At 46.4% G+C, this 17430-nt stretch carries 17 protein-coding genes, 31 tRNA genes and 2 riboswitches; of the genes, 43 read left to right on the top strand and 5 right to left on the bottom strand.

What is annotated here, in order from left to right; all coding sequences use genetic code 11:
• The first annotated feature begins 50 nt into the window (after positions 1-50).
• The 3 genes from DESLBE_RS03920 (at position 51) to DESLBE_RS03910 (ending at position 3011) form a co-directional block, all read left to right on the top strand.
• Positions 51-914 (top strand): nitroreductase family protein, encoded by an 864-nt coding sequence (locus DESLBE_RS03920; RefSeq protein ID WP_144675210.1) that lies wholly within the window; start codon positions 51-53, stop codon positions 912-914.
• 156 nt (positions 915-1070) lie between these two features.
• Entirely contained in the window at positions 1071-1568 is a 498-nt protein-coding gene (locus DESLBE_RS03915) for a helix-turn-helix domain-containing protein (RefSeq protein WP_026198906.1), read from the top strand.
• 84 nt (positions 1569-1652) lie between these two features.
• Entirely contained in the window at positions 1653-3011 is a 1359-nt protein-coding gene (locus DESLBE_RS03910; RefSeq protein WP_144675208.1) for an APC family permease, read from the top strand.
• 115 nt (positions 3012-3126) lie between these two features.
• Here DESLBE_RS03910 and DESLBE_RS03905 read toward each other — a convergent pair whose 3' ends face one another.
• A complete protein-coding gene (locus tag DESLBE_RS03905; protein WP_005808892.1) occupies positions 3127-4557 on the bottom strand; it encodes an NlpC/P60 family protein in 1431 nt (476 codons plus the stop codon).
• A gap of 2 nt (positions 4558-4559) precedes the next feature.
• Positions 4560-4695, bottom strand: a riboswitch (cyclic di-AMP (ydaO/yuaA leader).
• Between the two features lie 192 nt (positions 4696-4887).
• On the opposite strand from DESLBE_RS03905, the gene DESLBE_RS03900 reads away from it, so the two are divergent.
• The 3 genes from DESLBE_RS03900 to DESLBE_RS03890 all read left to right on the top strand — a co-directional run bounded on the left by DESLBE_RS03900 (position 4888) and on the right by DESLBE_RS03890 (position 7227).
• A complete protein-coding gene (locus tag DESLBE_RS03900; RefSeq protein WP_058491337.1) occupies positions 4888-5805 on the top strand; it encodes a nuclease-related domain-containing protein in 918 nt (305 codons plus the stop codon).
• Positions 5756-6154 (top strand): secondary thiamine-phosphate synthase enzyme YjbQ, encoded by a 399-nt coding sequence (locus DESLBE_RS03895; RefSeq protein ID WP_058491336.1) that lies wholly within the window; start codon positions 5756-5758, stop codon positions 6152-6154. The genes DESLBE_RS03900 and DESLBE_RS03895 overlap by 50 nt, the downstream gene beginning before the upstream one ends.
• A 128-nt stretch (positions 6155-6282) precedes the next feature.
• Positions 6283-7227, top strand: coding sequence for a DMT family transporter (locus DESLBE_RS03890; protein WP_144675206.1), 945 nt, complete (start codon positions 6283-6285; stop codon positions 7225-7227).
• On the opposite strand, the gene DESLBE_RS03885 is transcribed toward DESLBE_RS03890, so the two are convergent.
• Positions 7216-7869, bottom strand: a complete 654-nt coding sequence (locus DESLBE_RS03885) for a superoxide dismutase (protein ID WP_015944113.1) — start codon at positions 7867-7869, stop codon at positions 7216-7218. The genes DESLBE_RS03890 and DESLBE_RS03885 overlap by 12 nt on opposite strands.
• A gap of 323 nt (positions 7870-8192) precedes the next feature.
• Here DESLBE_RS03885 and DESLBE_RS03880 point away from each other — a divergent pair.
• From DESLBE_RS03880 to DESLBE_RS03725, 32 genes are all read left to right on the top strand, one after another.
• Positions 8193-8268, top strand: a tRNA-Glu gene (locus DESLBE_RS03880).
• A 6-nt stretch (positions 8269-8274) separates the two neighbouring features.
• A tRNA-Val gene (locus DESLBE_RS03875) sits at positions 8275-8350 on the top strand.
• A gap of 6 nt (positions 8351-8356) precedes the next feature.
• A tRNA-Asp gene (locus DESLBE_RS03870) sits at positions 8357-8432 on the top strand.
• Between the two features lie 27 nt (positions 8433-8459).
• Positions 8460-8543 (top strand) — tRNA-Tyr (locus DESLBE_RS03865).
• An 8-nt stretch (positions 8544-8551) separates the two neighbouring features.
• A tRNA-Met gene (locus tag DESLBE_RS03860) sits at positions 8552-8626 on the top strand.
• 37 nt (positions 8627-8663) lie between these two features.
• A tRNA-Gln gene (locus DESLBE_RS03855) sits at positions 8664-8738 on the top strand.
• Between the two features lie 5 nt (positions 8739-8743).
• Positions 8744-8819: transfer RNA gene (locus DESLBE_RS03850), tRNA-Lys, on the top strand.
• Positions 8820-8845: 26 nt separating this feature from the next.
• Positions 8846-8920 (top strand) — tRNA-Gly (locus tag DESLBE_RS03845).
• Positions 8921-8926: 6 nt separating this feature from the next.
• Positions 8927-9003 (top strand) — tRNA-Arg (locus DESLBE_RS03840).
• Between the two features lie 24 nt (positions 9004-9027).
• Positions 9028-9103 (top strand) — tRNA-Thr (locus DESLBE_RS03835).
• A gap of 9 nt (positions 9104-9112) precedes the next feature.
• A tRNA-Leu gene (locus tag DESLBE_RS03830) sits at positions 9113-9197 on the top strand.
• 14 nt (positions 9198-9211) lie between these two features.
• A tRNA-Ser gene (locus DESLBE_RS03825) sits at positions 9212-9302 on the top strand.
• 15 nt (positions 9303-9317) lie between these two features.
• A tRNA-Asn gene (locus DESLBE_RS03820) sits at positions 9318-9392 on the top strand.
• A gap of 1 nt (position 9393) precedes the next feature.
• Positions 9394-9470: transfer RNA gene (locus tag DESLBE_RS03815), tRNA-Ile, on the top strand.
• A 5-nt stretch (positions 9471-9475) separates the two neighbouring features.
• Positions 9476-9549, top strand: a tRNA-Gly gene (locus DESLBE_RS03810).
• Between the two features lie 198 nt (positions 9550-9747).
• Positions 9748-10563 carry a MerR family transcriptional regulator gene (locus DESLBE_RS03805; RefSeq protein ID WP_144675204.1) on the top strand — a complete coding sequence of 272 codons (816 nt, stop codon included), beginning with the start codon at positions 9748-9750 and terminating at the stop codon, positions 10561-10563.
• Positions 10564-10677: 114 nt separating this feature from the next.
• Complete coding sequence (locus DESLBE_RS03800) at positions 10678-11154, top strand: SAM-dependent methyltransferase (RefSeq protein ID WP_005813293.1); 477 nt, start codon at positions 10678-10680, stop codon at positions 11152-11154.
• A 190-nt stretch (positions 11155-11344) separates the two neighbouring features.
• A tRNA-Glu gene (locus DESLBE_RS03795) sits at positions 11345-11420 on the top strand.
• Positions 11421-11426: 6 nt separating this feature from the next.
• A tRNA-Val gene (locus DESLBE_RS03790) sits at positions 11427-11502 on the top strand.
• A gap of 6 nt (positions 11503-11508) precedes the next feature.
• Positions 11509-11584, top strand: a tRNA-Asp gene (locus tag DESLBE_RS03785).
• A gap of 27 nt (positions 11585-11611) precedes the next feature.
• Positions 11612-11695 (top strand) — tRNA-Tyr (locus DESLBE_RS03780).
• Between the two features lie 8 nt (positions 11696-11703).
• Positions 11704-11778, top strand: a tRNA-Met gene (locus DESLBE_RS03775).
• 37 nt (positions 11779-11815) lie between these two features.
• Positions 11816-11890, top strand: a tRNA-Gln gene (locus DESLBE_RS03770).
• 5 nt (positions 11891-11895) lie between these two features.
• A tRNA-Lys gene (locus DESLBE_RS03765) sits at positions 11896-11971 on the top strand.
• Positions 11972-11997: 26 nt separating this feature from the next.
• A tRNA-Gly gene (locus DESLBE_RS03760) sits at positions 11998-12072 on the top strand.
• Between the two features lie 6 nt (positions 12073-12078).
• Positions 12079-12155 (top strand) — tRNA-Arg (locus DESLBE_RS03755).
• Positions 12156-12179: 24 nt separating this feature from the next.
• Positions 12180-12255 (top strand) — tRNA-Thr (locus DESLBE_RS03750).
• 9 nt (positions 12256-12264) lie between these two features.
• Positions 12265-12349: transfer RNA gene (locus tag DESLBE_RS03745), tRNA-Leu, on the top strand.
• 14 nt (positions 12350-12363) lie between these two features.
• Positions 12364-12454, top strand: a tRNA-Ser gene (locus tag DESLBE_RS03740).
• Between the two features lie 15 nt (positions 12455-12469).
• Positions 12470-12544, top strand: a tRNA-Asn gene (locus DESLBE_RS03735).
• A gap of 1 nt (position 12545) precedes the next feature.
• Positions 12546-12622: transfer RNA gene (locus DESLBE_RS03730), tRNA-Ile, on the top strand.
• A 5-nt stretch (positions 12623-12627) separates the two neighbouring features.
• A tRNA-Gly gene (locus tag DESLBE_RS03725) sits at positions 12628-12701 on the top strand.
• A gap of 73 nt (positions 12702-12774) precedes the next feature.
• Here DESLBE_RS03725 and DESLBE_RS03720 read toward each other — a convergent pair.
• Positions 12775-13167, bottom strand: coding sequence for a CoA-binding protein (locus DESLBE_RS03720; RefSeq protein WP_015944114.1), 393 nt, complete (start codon positions 13165-13167; stop codon positions 12775-12777).
• A 159-nt stretch (positions 13168-13326) separates the two neighbouring features.
• Positions 13327-13514, top strand: a riboswitch (cobalamin riboswitch).
• 180 nt (positions 13515-13694) lie between these two features.
• Here DESLBE_RS03720 and DESLBE_RS03715 point away from each other — a divergent pair.
• The 5 genes from DESLBE_RS03715 (at position 13695) to DESLBE_RS03695 (ending at position 16614) form a co-directional block, all read left to right on the top strand.
• Complete coding sequence (locus DESLBE_RS03715) at positions 13695-14435, top strand: energy-coupling factor ABC transporter permease (protein ID WP_005812271.1); 741 nt, start codon at positions 13695-13697, stop codon at positions 14433-14435.
• Between the two features lie 2 nt (positions 14436-14437).
• Positions 14438-14749: an energy-coupling factor ABC transporter substrate-binding protein gene (locus DESLBE_RS03710; RefSeq protein ID WP_005812269.1), complete on the top strand. Its 312-nt coding sequence runs from the start codon at positions 14438-14440 to the stop codon at positions 14747-14749.
• A 78-nt stretch (positions 14750-14827) separates the two neighbouring features.
• The gene (gene cbiQ / locus DESLBE_RS03705; protein ID WP_005812266.1) at positions 14828-15598 is read left to right on the top strand and encodes a cobalt ECF transporter T component CbiQ; all 771 of its coding nucleotides are present in this window, start codon (positions 14828-14830) and stop codon (positions 15596-15598) included.
• A gap of 45 nt (positions 15599-15643) precedes the next feature.
• A complete protein-coding gene (locus DESLBE_RS03700; RefSeq protein ID WP_172625513.1) occupies positions 15644-16495 on the top strand; it encodes an ATP-binding cassette domain-containing protein in 852 nt (283 codons plus the stop codon).
• Positions 16496-16539: 44 nt separating this feature from the next.
• Positions 16540-16614, top strand: a tRNA-Gly gene (locus tag DESLBE_RS03695).
• A gap of 273 nt (positions 16615-16887) precedes the next feature.
• On the opposite strand, the gene DESLBE_RS03690 is transcribed toward DESLBE_RS03695, so the two are convergent.
• Positions 16888-17151, bottom strand: coding sequence for a Txe/YoeB family addiction module toxin (locus tag DESLBE_RS03690; protein ID WP_005812263.1), 264 nt, complete (start codon positions 17149-17151; stop codon positions 16888-16890).
• A complete protein-coding gene (locus tag DESLBE_RS03685; RefSeq protein WP_005812262.1) occupies positions 17144-17413 on the bottom strand; it encodes a type II toxin-antitoxin system RelB/DinJ family antitoxin in 270 nt (89 codons plus the stop codon). The genes DESLBE_RS03690 and DESLBE_RS03685 overlap by 8 nt, the downstream gene beginning before the upstream one ends.
• Between the last annotated feature and the right edge of the window lie 17 nt (positions 17414-17430).

The following is a 17430-nucleotide window of genomic DNA, read 5'->3' as shown; positions in this document are numbered from 1 at the left end:
TAGATATACAGCAGATAAAATAACGGGAAAGATATAGTGGAGGTTCTGACATGTCGGTAGAAGAAGTTCCTATGTCCATGATCCAACAAATGAAGAAACGGATTTCTGTTAGAACGTATAAAGAAGAATTTCTGCCCCCTGAGTTGAAAGAAAAGATTAACTTAGCTTTTAAGGATAATCAGGGACCCTTTGGCGGAGCAGTTAGATTTGAGTTCGTTGAAAGAGAACTCGCCCAAAAAGAAGGTAATATAAAGCTAGGAACCTATGGAGTCATCAAAGGCGCTTCTTCCTATATTGTGGCGGCCATTCCAGAAGGGAAGCGGGATTTGGAAGACTTCGGGTATGTTCTCGAAAAACTGATCCTGTATGCTACTTATTTAGGTCTTGGCACCTGTTGGCTGGGGGGAACGTATACAAAAAATGAATTCGGCAAGGCCATCGGATTGCAGGCCGGGGAGATTATGCCTTGTATAACACCCATCGGTTATCCCCATCAGAAACGCAGTTTGCTGGAATCTGCCATGAGGTTAGCCGCGGGTTCCAAGAATCGCAAGCCATGGCAGGAACTCTTCTTTAACCAGGCTTTGGGACGGCCCCTGACTGAGGCGGAGGCAGATAAATATGCTACACCATTGGAGATGGTTCGGCTTGCTCCATCGGCTTCCAACAAACAACCCTGGCGAATTATTATGGCCCAAGGAGGGATTCACTTCTATCTGCAGAGAACAAAAGATTATGGTAAAGGGCTGGGATTTGATATCCAGAGAGTGGATATGGGCATCGCCATGTGCCATTTTGAGTTGGCAGCCAAGGAATTGGGACTGCCAGGTCAATGGCAGATCATCGAGTCAAAAGCAGACGCAGCTGAAAGCACTATTCCGCCGGGCACACACTATATCGTAAGCTGGGTCTAATACTGGACGGAGAGCACCTTGGAAAACACCTTATTGAAGGCAATGGCAATAAGGTGTTTTTATTTTTATAAAACTTGCTCTTGATCAATATCGTTATTGATAATATTATAATTAACGAGACAATTATTAAAAATAATATTGGAGCGAGGTGTTTTGATGGCCAGCAACGCTTTAAATAGTTTGCTTAATCCTGTGAGAATGAACATCCTCCAGCTGTTTTTAGAGAATGAGACAGAAACAGTGAAGCGGATCGCTGAGGAGTTGCCTGACCTTCCTCCGGCCAGCCTTTATCGCCATGTTAATAAGCTGGTCGAGGATGAAATCATCGAAGTCTGTGCCGAATATAAAATCCGGGGGACAGTGGAAAAGGTTTATCGGCTGAAAAACGATCCCTCGCTGCATTTCTACGCTTTTGCTATGACTTTGTTACGGGATTTTGATAAGTATTTACAGAATAAGGATTACGATCTGGTTCAGGATCGAATTGATTTTCAAAGTTATGCTCTTTATCTCAGCGATCAGGAGTGTGATGAATTAGCGCAGACCCTCCGGGAAACACTTCATAAAATGGCAGACACTAAAAGCGGCGGGGGAGAGCGCAGATTAAGGAAATTTTCTTTTGCCGTTATACCGGGAGATGAGAAGGGAAAGTAAAAAAATAATCGTGCCTGTTATTGAATTGTGGCAATATCTTTGCTAAAGTTGTGGCTGTGACATCATTATGGAGGAGTGCTGCTTATGGATTATGAGCTACAGAAAAAGTATGGTTTATTCACTGCGATTGCCATGGTTATCGGAATTGTTATCGGAAGCGGCGTGTTTTTTAAAGCGGAGAAAATCTTGCTGGCTACCGGCGGGGATCTGCCCCTGGGCATTTTGGCCTGGGTGATCGGCGGTATGATCATGATTGTGTGTGCCTATGTGTTTGCTACGATGGCGACACGTTATGAAAAGGTCAATGGAGTCGTAGATTACGCGGAAGCCACCATGGGCCGGGGATATGCCTATATTCTGGGCTGGTTTATGACCACGATTTATTATCCGGCTATTACCTCCGTATTGGCCTGGGTCTCAGCCCGCTATACCTGTGTTCTCCTGGGGTGGGATATCGTAGGTGCGGAAGCGATGGCGATTGCCGGCTTTTACTTGGTGGGAAGCTATGCTCTTAATGCCTTGTCCCCGAAATTGGCGGGAAAATTCCAGGTTTCAACCACGATCATTAAGCTGATTCCCCTGATTTTAATGGCCATCCTGGGGACCATCACCGGGTTAAGCAACGGTGTCTTGGTTAAGAACTTTACCAGCGGCGTGATCGCTGATGTGTCAACTGCCAACCCTCTGTTTACCGCTGTGGTGGCCACCGCTTTTGCTTATGAAGGCTGGATCATTGCCACCAGTATTAATGCGGAATTAAAAGACGCCAAAAAGAATCTTCCTCGGGCCTTAACCTTTGGCACGATGTTTGTCGCTCTAATTTATATTTTATACTACACCGGACTTGCCGGTGCCGTGGAAAACAGTGTGATCATGGAAGGGGGAGAAACCGGAGCCAAGATTGCCTTTTCTACAGTCTTCTCTAATCTTGGCGGGTCCGTACTCTTTGTCTTTGTGGTCATCTCCTGTTTGGGAACCCTTAACGGATTAATGCTGGGATGTACCCGGGGATTTTACTCCCTGGCGGCCAGAGATCTTGGTCCTCAGCCCCATATCTATAAAAATATTGATGCCAACACCAATATGCCCACCAACTCCGCCATCATGGGACTGTTATTTACGGCAGGGTGGCTGCTCTACTTCTTCGGTGCGAATTTGGTGCCTGAGTCTTGGTTTGGCCCCTTTAGCTTTGACAGCTCGGAGCTCCCCATTGTCACTCTGTACGTTATGTATATCCCCATCTTTATCATGATGATGGTAAAGGAGCAATCCTTAGGCGGCTTTAAACGGTTTATTATGCCCACCCTGGCCATCTTTGCCTGCATCTTTATGGTCATTGCCGCTGTTTATGCTCACCGCTGGGCGGTTCTCTACTATCTAATCCTTTTTATAGTGGTTATGGCCGTGGGCGGAATATTCTATTTTACTAAAAAGCCTCACTAGAGATGTTTTTTCTTCTGTAGGGCTGCCTGAAGGGCCTGGGAGCCCAAATAATTAAGCCAGGAGCTTGTCCTAGCGGAACAGCTCCTGGCTTTTAGCAATTTAAATGGTTAGGCAACTAGTAGCGGCGTGCTCCCAAATAGCGGGGGCCATAGAAGCTGTCGCTTACTCCGGAAACCTTAACCCCACTTCCGGGATTGGCAGCATGAACAAACTTGCCGTTACCGATGTAGATACCTACATGAGAGGCTCCGGAAGCATAGGTGCTGAAGAAGACCAAGTCTCCCGCTTGTAAATTATCTTTGCTCACAGATGAGCCTGAATTGAATTGGTCAAAGGATGTTCGGGGAAGGGAGATCCCGGACCCGGAATAGATGTACTTGGTAAAGCCGGAGCAATCAAAACCGCTGGTACTGGTACCTCCGAAAACATATTTTGTACCTTGAAAGCTGAGAGCCCGCTCGACAAGGGAAGAACCATTGGCACTGCCCCGGGAGGTGGCAGAGGCTACATTGACTGTTTGCTTGCTGGGACCTTTAGCAACGACTTCATCAACGGGTTTCTCGACGATCTTCTCATCGAGAACTTTTTTGGCTACCTCGACACCGTTTCTCTGCTCATAAGAATAGGTTACGATTTTGGAACCGTTACTGCCTTTGGTGACAACTTTGGTTTGGCCTGGGTTAAGTTTATAATCAGTTTTAGTGACTACGTCATAAGGAATGATCTCCTGACCGGAATATGTACCTTGGCTTACGACAGTCAGATAAGGTTCAACAGTGACAAGTTTGAGCACATCTCCCGGTTTGATCACAGTGTCTTCAGTTGCCCCGGGATTCCCCGCCAGAACTTCGGCGGTCAACATATTATTTTTGCGGGCGATCAACCACCAGGAGTCTTTTTCCTCTACAGTATACTCTTTTGTGGTAACCTGGCCTTCGATGAGCTGTTCATAAGCCAGCTCCAGGGAAGTCATTTGGCTGGGCTGAATGGAAACCTTTTCAATAGTTATGTCTTCTAAAAAGCTGACAGAAGTGATTTTGTTTTCATCACTGGATTTGGAATAGTACTCTTCGTATTGCTTAAGTAATTTGTCCGCCTCTTCTTTACTGGGTAAGTAAGCTATGGGTGTTCCATTCGCCAGAACTTTGTAGCCTTCCAGATAATAATTCAAAGAGCTGGCTAAATTTTCTTCCTTGATTTCTGAAGCTTTATAGGCGCTGTTTTTGATGCGGACATTTTCGTAGTTGATCTGGTCCCGTGTCTTGGCAACGACACCATAGGGCTCCCCTTTTTCCTGGAGGAATGTATCCACAAGGGTTTGTCCGCTTTGTGAATCTGCCACATAGCCCACTTGCTGGCCGTTGATCATCACCGCCGCCGCAGCGGTCGTCGTTAGAAAATAAAATCCCAGGCTGCCGGTCAGAACAAGGGTTACTGTTAAAGAGCCAAGAACACGAGGCGATTTCCAAGAAACGTTTTTTGCAATTTTTTGAACTTGGTCGGACGCTGAAACCTTGAATCGAGACAAGCTTTCCTTAAAATGCATGCTCAGACACCTTTCTTAGCCTACGGGGTTAGTTGACGGATTCGGGCGAAAGTGTAAGCCCTACGCACAGGAGGTGCGATTCACCCCAGAAATTTAGTCCCCCGCTCTAGGATACCCCAGATTAGGCGTTTATTATAAATGCACGTATTTTTATTCTGATTCGACATCAAGTTCTAAAGTTCCTTCATTAATACTTTATGAAATACGTGGAAATTCATTACATATTTTGGGGTGAAAGGATTCAGAAGTTAGTTATTCACCTTGGAATATGGTAAAATAGTGGCATGCTGTAAGCCAATAATGGAGCAATTGATGACTAGGGGGATAGCTTTGTTCTTTTGGAATCGAAAAAAAGCAACAAAAAAAATATCTCCTGAACCGGAAGCGGCTCAGGAGGTTTGGCAAAGGAAGAAATATAGAACCAATTATTATACTTATAACTCGGCAAAGGAAAGAGGCTCCTTGCGGAGCAAGAAACAGCGTAAACATGAAATAGGGGAATATAAGCTTGAAGTAGGGCTTGCCCATTTACCAAGATGCTTTCGCCGGCTGAGCAATCTCCTGTTAGGAACCAAGGGACGCTTCCACCAGATTGATCATGTTCTGATCTCCCCTTATGGAATTTTTCTTTTAGAAGCCAATAATTTGTCGGGACTGATCGTAGGGGAAGAAACGGAACCCAAGTGGTATCAGGCGATTACCTGGAGGGTGAAGACCTTTCCCAATCCGATCATGGAGAACCAGGTCCGGGTTCAGATGCTGCAGGAGCTGGCGGGGCTTGATCAAACTATTCCCGTGTTTTCCTATGTGACCTTTAACCGGAGTTGCAGCCTGAAAGTCTTTTCGGGTATGGTCTTTTATGATATAGATCTGCCGGCTTCAATCATGCAGCTGGCCCAGAATCAGCCCGCGGTGCTCAGTGATGAGGAGATCCTTGAGCTCGTGGAGAGGATCGAAAAAATCAATCTGACCGATCTGGGCCTTCGCAATGAGTATGCGGCCCGTCAGCGCCGGGAAAGAATGCAGTACAGACCCAAGTATGGAGATATTCGCTGCAGTATTTGTCAAAAGGCTGTCAACGAGCGCATGGCCCGATATTGTTTAAACCGGCCTGAAAAATTCGCCTGGAAAATCTATTGCGAAAAACATCAACGGGAAATGACCCGGGTGGTGAGACGGGAAGGGGGGAGAGAAGGCCATGGTCCATACCCTGAATCTACAGACTCAAAAAAGGAATCAATGGATTGATATTACTTCTTTAATAGAAGGTTTTTTGCAAAATTTCCAGTTCAAGGATGGGGTGGCGATTATTTATTGTCCTCACACTACAGCGGGAATCACGATCAATGAGAATGCTGATCCCGATGTTTGCCGTGATCTTCTGAGGCGGCTGGATGAGCTCTGCCCTTGGGATATGGCTCAGGATAGGCATGGGGAAGGAAATTCGGCAGCCCATTTGAAGGCCAGCCTTATGGGGAGCTCTCAGACCGTCATCGTTAAGGATGGCCGGCTGCTTTTAGGCCGTTGGCAAGGGGTTTATTTTTGTGAATTTGATGGCTCCCGCTCCCGGCAGTGTTTTGTGAAGTTTATAGGTTGAACGAGACCTCTTTCAGTGATAAATCTGCACTTGGGCTCAAACCTGCAGTTTAGAATTGAGCCGTATTATCAAAAAAGTGAAGGGCAAAGGCAAGTACCCGATTGAAAGCAAGTACTTGAAAGAGAATAATGAATGAACTTATAGTTGTAAAGGGTGAAGAAAAGGCTCAAAATATCAGGACCAAAGCTGTCAGAGGGACGATACTGACACTTATCGGCGGGATTAGCTGGGGGTTTTCCGGTGCCTGCGGACAATATCTTTTTTCGGTGAAGGGCATCGACCCTCATTGGGTTACCGTGGTACGGATGCTTACGGCAGGATTGCTCTTATTTTGTTTGGTTTTATTTAAATACAAGGAGCAAATGGTCGGGTTGCTCAGCAATAAAAGGGACCGCCGGACCCTCATTGTTTTTAGTATATTTGGGCTGATCGCCTGTCAATATACTTATCTGTTGGCCATATCCCACAGCAATGCGGGAACGGCAACGGTGCTGCAGTACTTGGGACCCTTACTAATTATGATTTTCGTTTGCGGAATGGACAGGCGGCTGCCCACGAAGACTGAAGGGGTGGCGATTGCTTTAGCTGTAACCGGCACCTTTTTATTGGCCACCCATGGCAATGTCAGCAACCTGGTCATATCGGCCCAAGGCCTTTTCTGGGGCCTGATGGCCGCTTTGGGATTGATGCTGTACACCATAATTCCAGGGAAAATTATTAACAAATGGGGGAGCATCGTCGTTACAGGCTGTGGTATGTTGATGGGCGGGTCGATTTTGCTTGTGGTTATCCGGCCCTGGCAGATTCCCGTCTCCCTGGATTGGCAGGTGTTTTGGGGGATGCTGGCGATCATCGTCATCGGAACGGTGGTGTCCTTTACCCTGTATTTACAGGGGGTTAGTGATATCGGGCCGGTAAAGGCCAGTATGATCGCCAGCGTAGAGCCCGTGTCGGCCGCTTTATTCTCCGCTTTTTGGTTGAATACAGCCTTTGTCTGGATCGATATGGTCGGGTTTGCCTTGATCATCACCACAGTGATTCTGTTGACAAGACAGGGGAGTTCAAGGGATTAACGCCATCGGGAACAGCAATTGCATGGCATGCTCAAGACGTCTTTCCACCCCATACCAATTGACGATATGCCACCAGTTGTTGACATAGTCGCCGCGCCGGTTTTGATAATCAAGATAATAGGCATGTTCCCAGGAGTCGATGACCAGGATGGGGATTCCGCCGGCCTGGTATAGGTTTTGATGCTTCTCGATGGTAAGGATCTCTAACCTGCACCAGGCCGGCTGCCATACGAGCAATGCCCAGCCGGAGGCTTCCACTTGGTTGGCGGCGGAAGTGAATTGTTCTTTAAAGCTATGGAAACTCCCAAAGTAATTGACCATATGGGTGAGGGTATGGGGGCCGGGGGTACCCTGGCCCATTCCTGAGGGGGCCATGGATGTCCAATAAAGGCTATGGAGAATGTGCCCTGAGCCATGAAAAGCTAATTCCCGTTCCCAGTGCTTTACCAAAGAGAAATCCTGCCGCTGCCGGGCATCGACTAAAGCCAGCTCGGCTTTGTTTAATCCTTCAACATAACTTTTGTGATGCTGGTTGTAATGTAGATTCAGGACATGAGCACTAATCACCGGCTCTAAGGCGTTATAAGCATAGGGAAGTCCTGGCAATCGATGCTGGCCGGGTGGTACGCTTAAAAACTGCATCCCAATAATTCCTCCCATCAGATAGACTGTGAGTGTCTTGAGATAGAATACGCATACCTTAAGTATTTGTGACTGGGGCAGGTTATTCTCAAAGTGAAACCTTTTGAGTTAACCTTCTCTGGGCAAAAACTTTGGAACGAAATGGATCAGAGATCTGGTGCTTTCCTGTCAAAGTGCGGTATAAATAACTAGAAACAGGGATATATAACCAGATATTGTAGGAATTTAAGCGCATAGTTCTCCTAAAATATGCCTATTCTACTAAATAGAAAAAAGTATTTGACAAGTAAAGCTAGTCCATGTAATATAGTTATTGCGCTAGCGGCCCATTGGTCAAGCGGCCTAAGACACCGCCCTTTCACGGCGGTAACACGGGTTCGAATCCCGTATGGGTCACCAAAATCCGGGCGATTAGCTCAGCTGGGAGAGCGCCTGCCTTACAAGCAGGATGTCGGCAGTTCGATCCTGTCATCGCCCACCAAAATCCGGCCCCGTGGTGTAGTGGTTAACATGCCTGCCTGTCACGCAGGAGATCGTCGGTTCAAGTCCGATCGGGGTCGCCATTTCAACTTTATAGCGCAACACATTGTGGGTAGATGGCCGAGTGGTTAAAGGCGGCAGACTGTAAATCTGTTCCGAAAGGTACGGTGGTTCGAATCCATCTCTACCCACCACTAAACATCGCGGAGTGGAGCAGTGGTAGCTCGTCGGGCTCATAACCCGAAGGTCGTCGGTTCAAATCCGGCCTCCGCAACCAAGCTTTAAATCAGCAGCAGTTGATTTAAATAGAAAATAGGGATGTCGCCAAGCGGTAAGGCACCAGACTTTGACTCTGGCATTCGTAGGTTCGAATCCTGCCATCCCTGCCATTTATGAGCCATTAGCTCAGTCGGTAGAGCACCTGACTTTTAATCAGGGTGTCCCGCGTTCGAGTCGCGGATGGCTCACCATTTTCTTTAGAGCATGTCAGGGACATGCGGGTGTAACTCAGTGGTAGAGTGTCACCTTGCCAAGGTGAAAGTCGCGAGTTCGAATCTCGTCACCCGCTCCAAACAATGCGCTCGTAGCTCAGCTGGATAGAGCGTCTGACTACGAATCAGAAGGCCAGGGGTTCGAATCCCTTCGAGCGCACCATTTAAATCAGAAGAGATCCTCGATGCCGTTATAGCTCAGTTGGTAGAGCGCATCCTTGGTAAGGATGAGGTCACCGGTTCAAATCCGGTTAACGGCTCCATAAAACAATGCGGGAGTGGCGGAACTGGCAGACGCGCACGTTTGAGGGGCGTGTGGGTAACACCGTATGGGTTCAAGTCCCATCTTCCGCACCAAAAAGCAGGGTTACGGAGAAGTACTCAAGTGGCTGAAGAGGACGGTTTGCTAAACCGTTAGAGTGGGTAACTGCTGCGAGGGTTCGAATCCCTCCTTCTCCGCCAGTAATAAATCAATATTCCTCGATAGCTCAATGGTGGAGCAACCGGCTGTTAACCGGTAGGTTGCAGGTTCGAGTCCTGCTCGGGGAGCCATGGCAGGGTAGCCAAGTGGTCTAAGGCAAGTGGTTCATACCCGCTCATTCGAGAGTTCAAATCTCTCCCCTGCTACCACACCTGCGGGTGTAGCTCAATGGTAGAGCACTAGCCTTCCAAGCTAGCTACGTGGGTTCGATTCCCATCACCCGCTCCATAGTTAAAACGAACCGTACTGATGCCAGTACGGTTTTTTGTATTAAGTCAGGGGGTATAGGTTTGGGGTAAAGCTCCTCAAGGGAACGCAATGGGCAGGGGACAGGGGATATGAGGAAAGCACTGGCCAAGACCAGAACAATACGATAGAGGGCTGGCAGACGACAGGATAATATCAAGCAATATGGAGGTGGTGTAAATGTTTAAGATAGGCGAATTTTCCAAACTGACACAAGTATCAATCCGTATGCTCCGCTATTATGATGAAACAGGTTTGCTAAAACCTGCGGAAATTGATAAATTGACAAGTTACAGACTATATTCAGCTAACCAAATTTCTCTATTGAACAAGATTTTATTTCTGCGGGATTTAGGCTTTAATGTTTCGGAGATTGGGCTTGCTCTGGATAGGTGGAATGACGGATTTATTACTAACCTGCTTGACAATAAACGTCTGGACATTGAAAACACAATTAAATCTGCCCAAGATAAGCTATCTAAAATTGAACTGGCAAAAAGAGATATTCGGCAGGAAAAGATAGCGATCCATTACAATGTTTCAATTAAGTCCATTCCCAGTTATCAGGTGTTTTCTTTAAGGCGGATTGTTTCCGATTATTATGCCGAAGGTTTATTGTGGAAAGAAATGTCGGCTTTTGCTAATGAAAATGATATACCCATTTCAGATAATACTTTTACCATTTATCACGACACGGATTATAGGGAAAAGAATGTTGACATTGAAATATGCGCTCCTGTAGCTCGAATGGGAAAAGATATGAACCCTTTTACATACCGGAATACCGAGCCTGTACCAATTATGGCATGTACTATGGTATGTGGCCCGTTTGAAAATATTGCGGGAGCATATCTTTCTTTGGCGGAGTGGTTAGGGGAACACAGTCAATATAGAATGACGGGACAAAGCAGGCAAATTGTTCATCGTGGGCCTTGGAATGAAGAAACACCCGATAAATACTTGACTGAGATACAAATCCCCCTAATAAAAATATAGATAAAAGCGTTTTGCATTTTGTTGCAAGGCGCTTTTTTGCTATTGACTCTCACATGATGTGAGGGTCTAAACTGGCTTTGCAAGCAAATAAAAATTATATGGAGGAATGAAGTTATGCAAAATTTTAAGGTTAAGCCTATTGGCAAAATCAGCGTCAACGAGGATGGAATGTTTATCAAACTTGAGCAGGAATATATTCCTGCTTTGCAAGCGTTAAACGGTTTTAGCCATCTCAATGTCCTTTGGTGGCTTAGCGATTCCGACAATGAGGAAATGAGAAATATTCTTATAGCAGAACAGCCGTACAAAAAGGCCCCGGCAATAATGGGTATTTTCGCCACAAGATCTCCTTTTCGCCCCAATCCCATGGCCTTAACGGCGGTACAAATTATCACTATTGATTATGAAAACGGTGTTATTCAAATTGCCTATATTGATGCCAACGACAATTCACCTGTACTTGATATAAAGCCGTACACGCCAAGCCTTGACAGAGTGGAAACTCCCGGTGTGCCGGAATGGTGTTGCCATTGGCCTAAGAGTTTAGAAGAATCAGGAAACTTTGACTGGGGAAATGAGTTTAATTTTTAGTGTTACACACTGCAAACTTATTGTATGATGTCATGATGGATATTCCGGACATGGAGGATGAAATGCGCCGCCCGATTTTGCTATAATTAAGGCCGTAAAACAAGGCACAGTTGCTTATAAACATATTTTTAAATAAACGTGTTGACATTTATGTTCGATTCGGATATACTAACAAATGTTCCGCGAAAACGGCCCATTGGTCAAGCGGCCTAAGACACCGCCCTTTCACGGCGGTAACACGGGTTCGAATCCCGTATGGGTCACCAAAATCCGGGCGATTAGCTCAGCTGGGAGAGCGCCTGCCTTACAAGCAGGATGTCGGCAGTTCGATCCTGTCATCGCCCACCAAAATCCGGCCCCGTGGTGTAGTGGTTAACATGCCTGCCTGTCACGCAGGAGATCGTCGGTTCAAGTCCGATCGGGGTCGCCATTTCAACTTTATAGCGCAACACATTGTGGGTAGATGGCCGAGTGGTTAAAGGCGGCAGACTGTAAATCTGTTCCGAAAGGTACGGTGGTTCGAATCCATCTCTACCCACCACTAAACATCGCGGAGTGGAGCAGTGGTAGCTCGTCGGGCTCATAACCCGAAGGTCGTCGGTTCAAATCCGGCCTCCGCAACCAAGCTTTAAATCAGCAGCAGTTGATTTAAATAGAAAATAGGGATGTCGCCAAGCGGTAAGGCACCAGACTTTGACTCTGGCATTCGTAGGTTCGAATCCTGCCATCCCTGCCATTTATGAGCCATTAGCTCAGTCGGTAGAGCACCTGACTTTTAATCAGGGTGTCCCGCGTTCGAGTCGCGGATGGCTCACCATTTTCTTTAGAGCATGTCAGGGACATGCGGGTGTAACTCAGTGGTAGAGTGTCACCTTGCCAAGGTGAAAGTCGCGAGTTCGAATCTCGTCACCCGCTCCAAACAATGCGCTCGTAGCTCAGCTGGATAGAGCGTCTGACTACGAATCAGAAGGCCAGGGGTTCGAATCCCTTCGAGCGCACCATTTAAATCAGAAGAGATCCTCGATGCCGTTATAGCTCAGTTGGTAGAGCGCATCCTTGGTAAGGATGAGGTCACCGGTTCAAATCCGGTTAACGGCTCCATAAAACAATGCGGGAGTGGCGGAACTGGCAGACGCGCACGTTTGAGGGGCGTGTGGGTAACACCGTATGGGTTCAAGTCCCATCTTCCGCACCAAAAAGCAGGGTTACGGAGAAGTACTCAAGTGGCTGAAGAGGACGGTTTGCTAAACCGTTAGAGTGGGTAACTGCTGCGAGGGTTCGAATCCCTCCTTCTCCGCCAGTAATAAATCAATATTCCTCGATAGCTCAATGGTGGAGCAACCGGCTGTTAACCGGTAGGTTGCAGGTTCGAGTCCTGCTCGGGGAGCCATGGCAGGGTAGCCAAGTGGTCTAAGGCAAGTGGTTCATACCCGCTCATTCGAGAGTTCAAATCTCTCCCCTGCTACCACACCTGCGGGTGTAGCTCAATGGTAGAGCACTAGCCTTCCAAGCTAGCTACGTGGGTTCGATTCCCATCACCCGCTCCATAGTTAAAACGAACCGTACTGATGCCAGTACGGTTTTTTGCTGCTTATTTTCAGGATTTGCCTTTTTTCAGGTTTAGCGGCGGGACCGGGCTTCAACCAGTACGCATTCATGAGCAATCAGCTGCATTTGGTTTGCGCGCCCTTTCATCAAGGCTTCATCGCTTTCGGCGCCAGGCTGCATCCAGACCCTTTTGATACCTAATTGGGCACATTGGTCAATAATTTGTTCCGATATCTGAGGAGGGACGATGAGGCTGACCACATCAGGGCGAACGGGCAAGGCGCTTAAAGAGGGGAAACAAGGCTCTCCGTCCAGCTCAGAGAGTTTGGGATTAATGGGATACACCGTATAGCCGCATTGTTTGAGTTTATGGTAGACCTTTGTGCCAAATTTGGTCGGATCTTTAGAGACTCCGACTACTGCCCAGATCTCCTGGTCTAAGAACTCTTGAATATCGTTTTGCATGGTTTTCTCCTTAGCTTAATTTTCATTGATTAAAATCCTCGGGATTAATATCACCATTTTGAACGTTTTTAAAATGCTCCCAACCTTAAATAAAATAAGTATTTATTTCTAATATAATTATATACAATTTGGCTGAAAAATTGCTATAATGTTCTTGAAATTAAATATTGAGAATTGAGTTGATTCTTCGCAAGAGGAATCATAAGGGAAGTCAGTTGAAGCTGACGCGGTGCCCGCCACTGTAAAAGGGAGTTAACCTACAATGATGTCACTGGATTACTGTCTGGGAAGACGTAGGTTAATGATGAACTTGAGCCAGGAAACCTGCTCATATTCTCGATTCAAGGAACCTACGGGATGTTAGGGAGGTGGATATCGGTGTTCAAGATAGTTTTATCTGATACAGGATAGCAAACCCTTCCGTAAGGAAGGGTTATTTTTCTTGCGGCGAAAACGCTTTTTCGATAGGTATTATTGAGTTTATTCTACAGATGATTGTTCGTATCAAAAATTAAGGAGTGGGGAGTATGAACAAACGTATACAGCTCTTTATTGGTTTAGTCTTGATGATGTTTTTTATTCCTTATAAAGCATCGGCTATGCATATTATGGAAGGTTTTTTACAGCCGGGGTGGGCCATTGCCTGGGGAGCTTTAGCAATACCCTTTGTCGTGTTGGGTATCTTTTCGATTAAGAAAACCATTTCTCTTAATCCACGCTTGAAGATTCTTTTAGCTATGGCCGGGGCTTTTGTTTTTGTGCTTTCTGCTCTTAAATTACCCTCGGTTACCGGGAGCTGTTCCCATCCAACCGGAGTAGGCTTTGGTGCCATCCTATTTGGCCCCACAGCTATGGCAGTTATCGGCGTTATTGTCCTTTTGTTTCAGGCCTTGCTGCTGGCCCACGGCGGATTGACCACCTTAGGCGCCAATACCTTTTCTATGGCAGTGGTTGGTCCCTTTGTAGCCTTTGGCGTGTATAAACTGGTACAAAAATTTAAAGGACCACAATGGTTAGGTGTATTTCTGGCCGCTTCCTTAGGCGATTTGGCCACCTATGTCATGACTTCCATTCAATTGGCCCTTGCCTTCCCTTCGGAAGTGGGCGGTTTTGCTGCTTCTCTTACTAAATTTGCCAGTATCTTTGCTGTGACTCAGATACCCTTAGCGATCAGTGAGGGGATTCTGACTGTCATCATCTTCAACGCACTGGCCAGCTATGGAAAAAGTGAGCTGCAAGATCTCAAGCTGTTAACAAAGGAGGTATAACAATGGCTAATTCAGGTGTAGAACAAACAAAACGATCCACTTTTAAGGTTAATGTGTTGTTATTCCTGCTTGTAGTGGCTATAACCGTTATTCCCTTAGTTCTTGTCCAGGACGCTGAATTCGGCGGGGCGGATGGTTTGGCCGAGGAAGAGATCCTGAATATTCAGGAGGATTATGAGCCTTGGTTTTCCCCCTTCTTTGAGCCGGCCAGCGGGGAAATCGAGAGCCTGCTCTTTGCCCTTCAAGCAGGCCTGGGAGCGGGAGTCATCGGTTTTGGCTTAGGTTATTATAAGGGCCGGAGTAAACACGATTAAACAACTTGGAACCCTATGGAACAGGAAACCGGCAAATGAATAAGTGCACACTGAAAGGGTAAAGGAGGCTGCAAAGATATGCTGAATACGGATACTTATGCCTATGCTTCTCGACTTAAAACGATTGATCCTATGCAAAAATTCATCGTTGCCTTCTTGACCCTGGGAGTGTGTCTGTGGGCCGATCAATTGTTTGTTTCTATAGCCGTGATTATGTTCATGAGTGGAGTTGCCATATTCTTCGGAGGGGCACCTCTCTCTGTATGGCTAAAATTGATGATCATTCCTATGTCGTTTTTAATGATCGGTATTTTTACAATTGCCGTTAATATTTCTCGTGATGTTTACAGCTTTTTATGGGCCTATTCCATAGCAGGCTATTGGGTAGGCATTTCAGAAAATGGGATACGGGAAGGGGTTAATCTCTTTTTTCGGGTGCTCGGCTCTGTATCCTGCCTCTATTTTCTATCCCTAAGCACTCCCATGGTGGATTTGCTGTCCGTATTGAGGAGGCTCAGGCTGCCCAAACTTATGGTGGAAATGATGGGACTTATTTATCGTTTTATCTTCGTGCTTTTAGAGACTGCTGGCACCATGCTGACTGCTCAAAACTCCCGGCTGGGCTATGTCAATCTTAAAACCGGGTATCGCTCAATGGGGAGTTTGGTATCTGTCCTGTTCATTCGTGCTTATAAACGCTCTAATGAGCTGTATACTTCTTTAGAGGCCCGAGGATATGACGGAGAGATCAAGGTTCTGGAGGAAAGCTATGAGAATAATAGAAATTTAGTGCTTCTGGCCGTAGTGATCAATGGAGCGTTTGTCTTCCTGACATTATTTTTAAAATGATAGATCTGCTAAAAGATTTGAGGAAAGAGAATGAAGGAAAGCATCATGCCGGATAACATCATACAACTTAAAGATTTGCACTACCACTATCCTGATGGAACTCACGCTCTTAAGGGAATCAATATAGTGATTCCCAAGGGTCAGGTTACAGCACTGCTAGGTGGGAATGGGGCAGGCAAATCCACCCTGTTCCAGCATTTGAACGGAATTCTGAAACCCTCTTCAGGAGAGGTGTTTTTTGGCGGTCAGCCTGTTGATTACTCCCGGAAAGGGCTCATGAACCTTAGGCAGGCTGTGGGCATGGTGTTTCAAGATCCGGATAATCAGCTGTTTTCGGCAAGCGTCTATCAGGATGTTTCCTATGGAGTGCTGAATCTCCAATTGCCTAAGGATGAGGTGCAGAGAAGGGTAGAGCATGCTTTGGCAAGAACGGGGATTTCCCATCTTCGCCATAAGCCCACCCATGCCCTCAGTTTTGGACAGAAAAAACGTGTCGCTATTGCCGGAGTTTTGGCTATGGAACCTCAGGTCCTGGTACTGGATGAACCTACAGCAGGGCTGGACCCCAAAGGAATTTCGGAGATCATGGAGCTTCTCTTAGAGACGCTCAAAGGGATGGATCTAACCATCCTGATCGCCACCCATGATATCGACATTGTGCCTCTCTATTGTGATCGGGTCTTTGTTATGGATGAAGGAACAGTGGTCTTAGAAGGAACCTGCAGTGAGGTCTTTGCCAAACGGGAAATGCTGCGGTCTGTAAATCTTAGGTTACCGAGAATAGGCCATCTTATGGAGATTCTAAAGTTCAAAGACGGCTTGGCGATGGACGAAATTCCCATGACCATTTCAGGGGCAAGAAAAGTGCTGAAGAATTTACAGCAAGGGAAAGCTTGACGAATTAGTATTTTTTGCTATAATTAATACTGTTCCTGTTCAATGCGGAAGTGGCTCAGTGGTAGAGCATTGGCTTCCCAAGCCGAGGGCCGCGGGTTCGAATCCCGTCTTCCGCTCCAATGAAAGTAAGACGCTGCAAGAGATTGCAGCGTTTTTTCTTTTTGTTTTCTTATGCCCAAAATTGCCTTGACGACATTCTGACGACATTTTAATAAAAGGAAAAAATGGCACTCACACGATAAGAAGCCAAATTAAAATTAGGGTACAATTTGTACCCTAACTGCTATGACCGCATCATGTATCAGATGGAAAAGCTATCAGATAGTTAAGCACATGAAAACCGACCAGCCCCCACATATGCTATGGATTCCGATCGGTTTCCTTTCTTTCGATTACTTGTCGCCGTAATGTGTTCGGCACTGGAGGATTTCTAGTCGGCCATTCTCAATGCGATAAACCAGGCGGTTTGTTTCGTCGATACGCTTGCTCCAGCAGCCATGGTACTCATGCTTCAACGGTTCGGCTTTTCCTATACCGGTATGACCGTTGCGGTCAATATCCTGTATCAGCCTATTGATCCGATTCAGCGTTTTTTTGTCTTGTGTCTGCCAATATAGGTAATCTTCCCAAGCTTCATCAGACCAAACCTTAATCACCTGTCACCTCGATCAATTCATGAACAGTTCCTTTACCAGCGTTAAGTTGTTCAAGGGATTTTTTGAGCCTCTCCTGATTGGCCTGAAAGTAAAAAGGATCATCACTTGCTGCGATTTCAAAGGGAATACGGCGCTCACGAAGAACCGCTTTGACAAACAAATTGACCGCGACAGAAGAATTCATACCCACATCCGTGCAAAAGGCGTCAAATTGCTGCTTCACTGATTCATCTATGCGGACGTTAAGTGTTGTTTGAGCCATATTCTTCACTCCATATT

Origin of the sequence: Desulfitobacterium sp. LBE (genome assembly GCF_007830365.1) — a bacterium.
GTDB classification, from domain to species: Bacteria; Bacillota; Desulfitobacteriia; order Desulfitobacteriales; family Desulfitobacteriaceae; genus Desulfitobacterium; species Desulfitobacterium hafniense.
This window is presented reverse-complemented; position numbering and strand designations above follow the sequence as displayed.

Bases quoted from the DNA above. Each gene is read 5' to 3' on its own strand.
- DESLBE_RS03920 (WP_144675210.1), top strand. From the start codon at position 51: ATGTCGGTAGAAGAAGTTCCTATGTCCATGATCCAACAAATGAAGAAA.
- DESLBE_RS03915 (WP_026198906.1), top strand. From the start codon at position 1,071: ATGGCCAGCAACGCTTTAAATAGTTTGCTTAATCCTGTGAGAATGAAC.
- DESLBE_RS03910 (WP_144675208.1), top strand. From the start codon at position 1,653: ATGGATTATGAGCTACAGAAAAAGTATGGTTTATTCACTGCGATTGCC.
- DESLBE_RS03905 (WP_005808892.1), bottom strand. From the start codon at position 4,557: ATGCATTTTAAGGAAAGCTTGTCTCGATTCAAGGTTTCAGCGTCCGAC.
- DESLBE_RS03895 (WP_058491336.1), top strand. From the start codon at position 5,756: ATGGTCCATACCCTGAATCTACAGACTCAAAAAAGGAATCAATGGATT.
- DESLBE_RS03890 (WP_144675206.1), top strand. From the start codon at position 6,283: ATGAATGAACTTATAGTTGTAAAGGGTGAAGAAAAGGCTCAAAATATC.
- DESLBE_RS03885 (WP_015944113.1), bottom strand. From the start codon at position 7,869: ATGCAGTTTTTAAGCGTACCACCCGGCCAGCATCGATTGCCAGGACTT.
- DESLBE_RS03805 (WP_144675204.1), top strand. From the start codon at position 9,748: ATGTTTAAGATAGGCGAATTTTCCAAACTGACACAAGTATCAATCCGT.
- DESLBE_RS03800 (WP_005813293.1), top strand. From the start codon at position 10,678: ATGCAAAATTTTAAGGTTAAGCCTATTGGCAAAATCAGCGTCAACGAG.
- DESLBE_RS03720 (WP_015944114.1), bottom strand. From the start codon at position 13,167: ATGCAAAACGATATTCAAGAGTTCTTAGACCAGGAGATCTGGGCAGTA.
- DESLBE_RS03715 (WP_005812271.1), top strand. From the start codon at position 13,695: ATGAACAAACGTATACAGCTCTTTATTGGTTTAGTCTTGATGATGTTT.
- DESLBE_RS03710 (WP_005812269.1), top strand. From the start codon at position 14,438: ATGGCTAATTCAGGTGTAGAACAAACAAAACGATCCACTTTTAAGGTT.
- cbiQ (WP_005812266.1), top strand. From the start codon at position 14,828: ATGCTGAATACGGATACTTATGCCTATGCTTCTCGACTTAAAACGATT.
- DESLBE_RS03700 (WP_172625513.1), top strand. From the start codon at position 15,644: ATGCCGGATAACATCATACAACTTAAAGATTTGCACTACCACTATCCT.
- DESLBE_RS03685 (WP_005812262.1), bottom strand. From the start codon at position 17,413: ATGGCTCAAACAACACTTAACGTCCGCATAGATGAATCAGTGAAGCAG.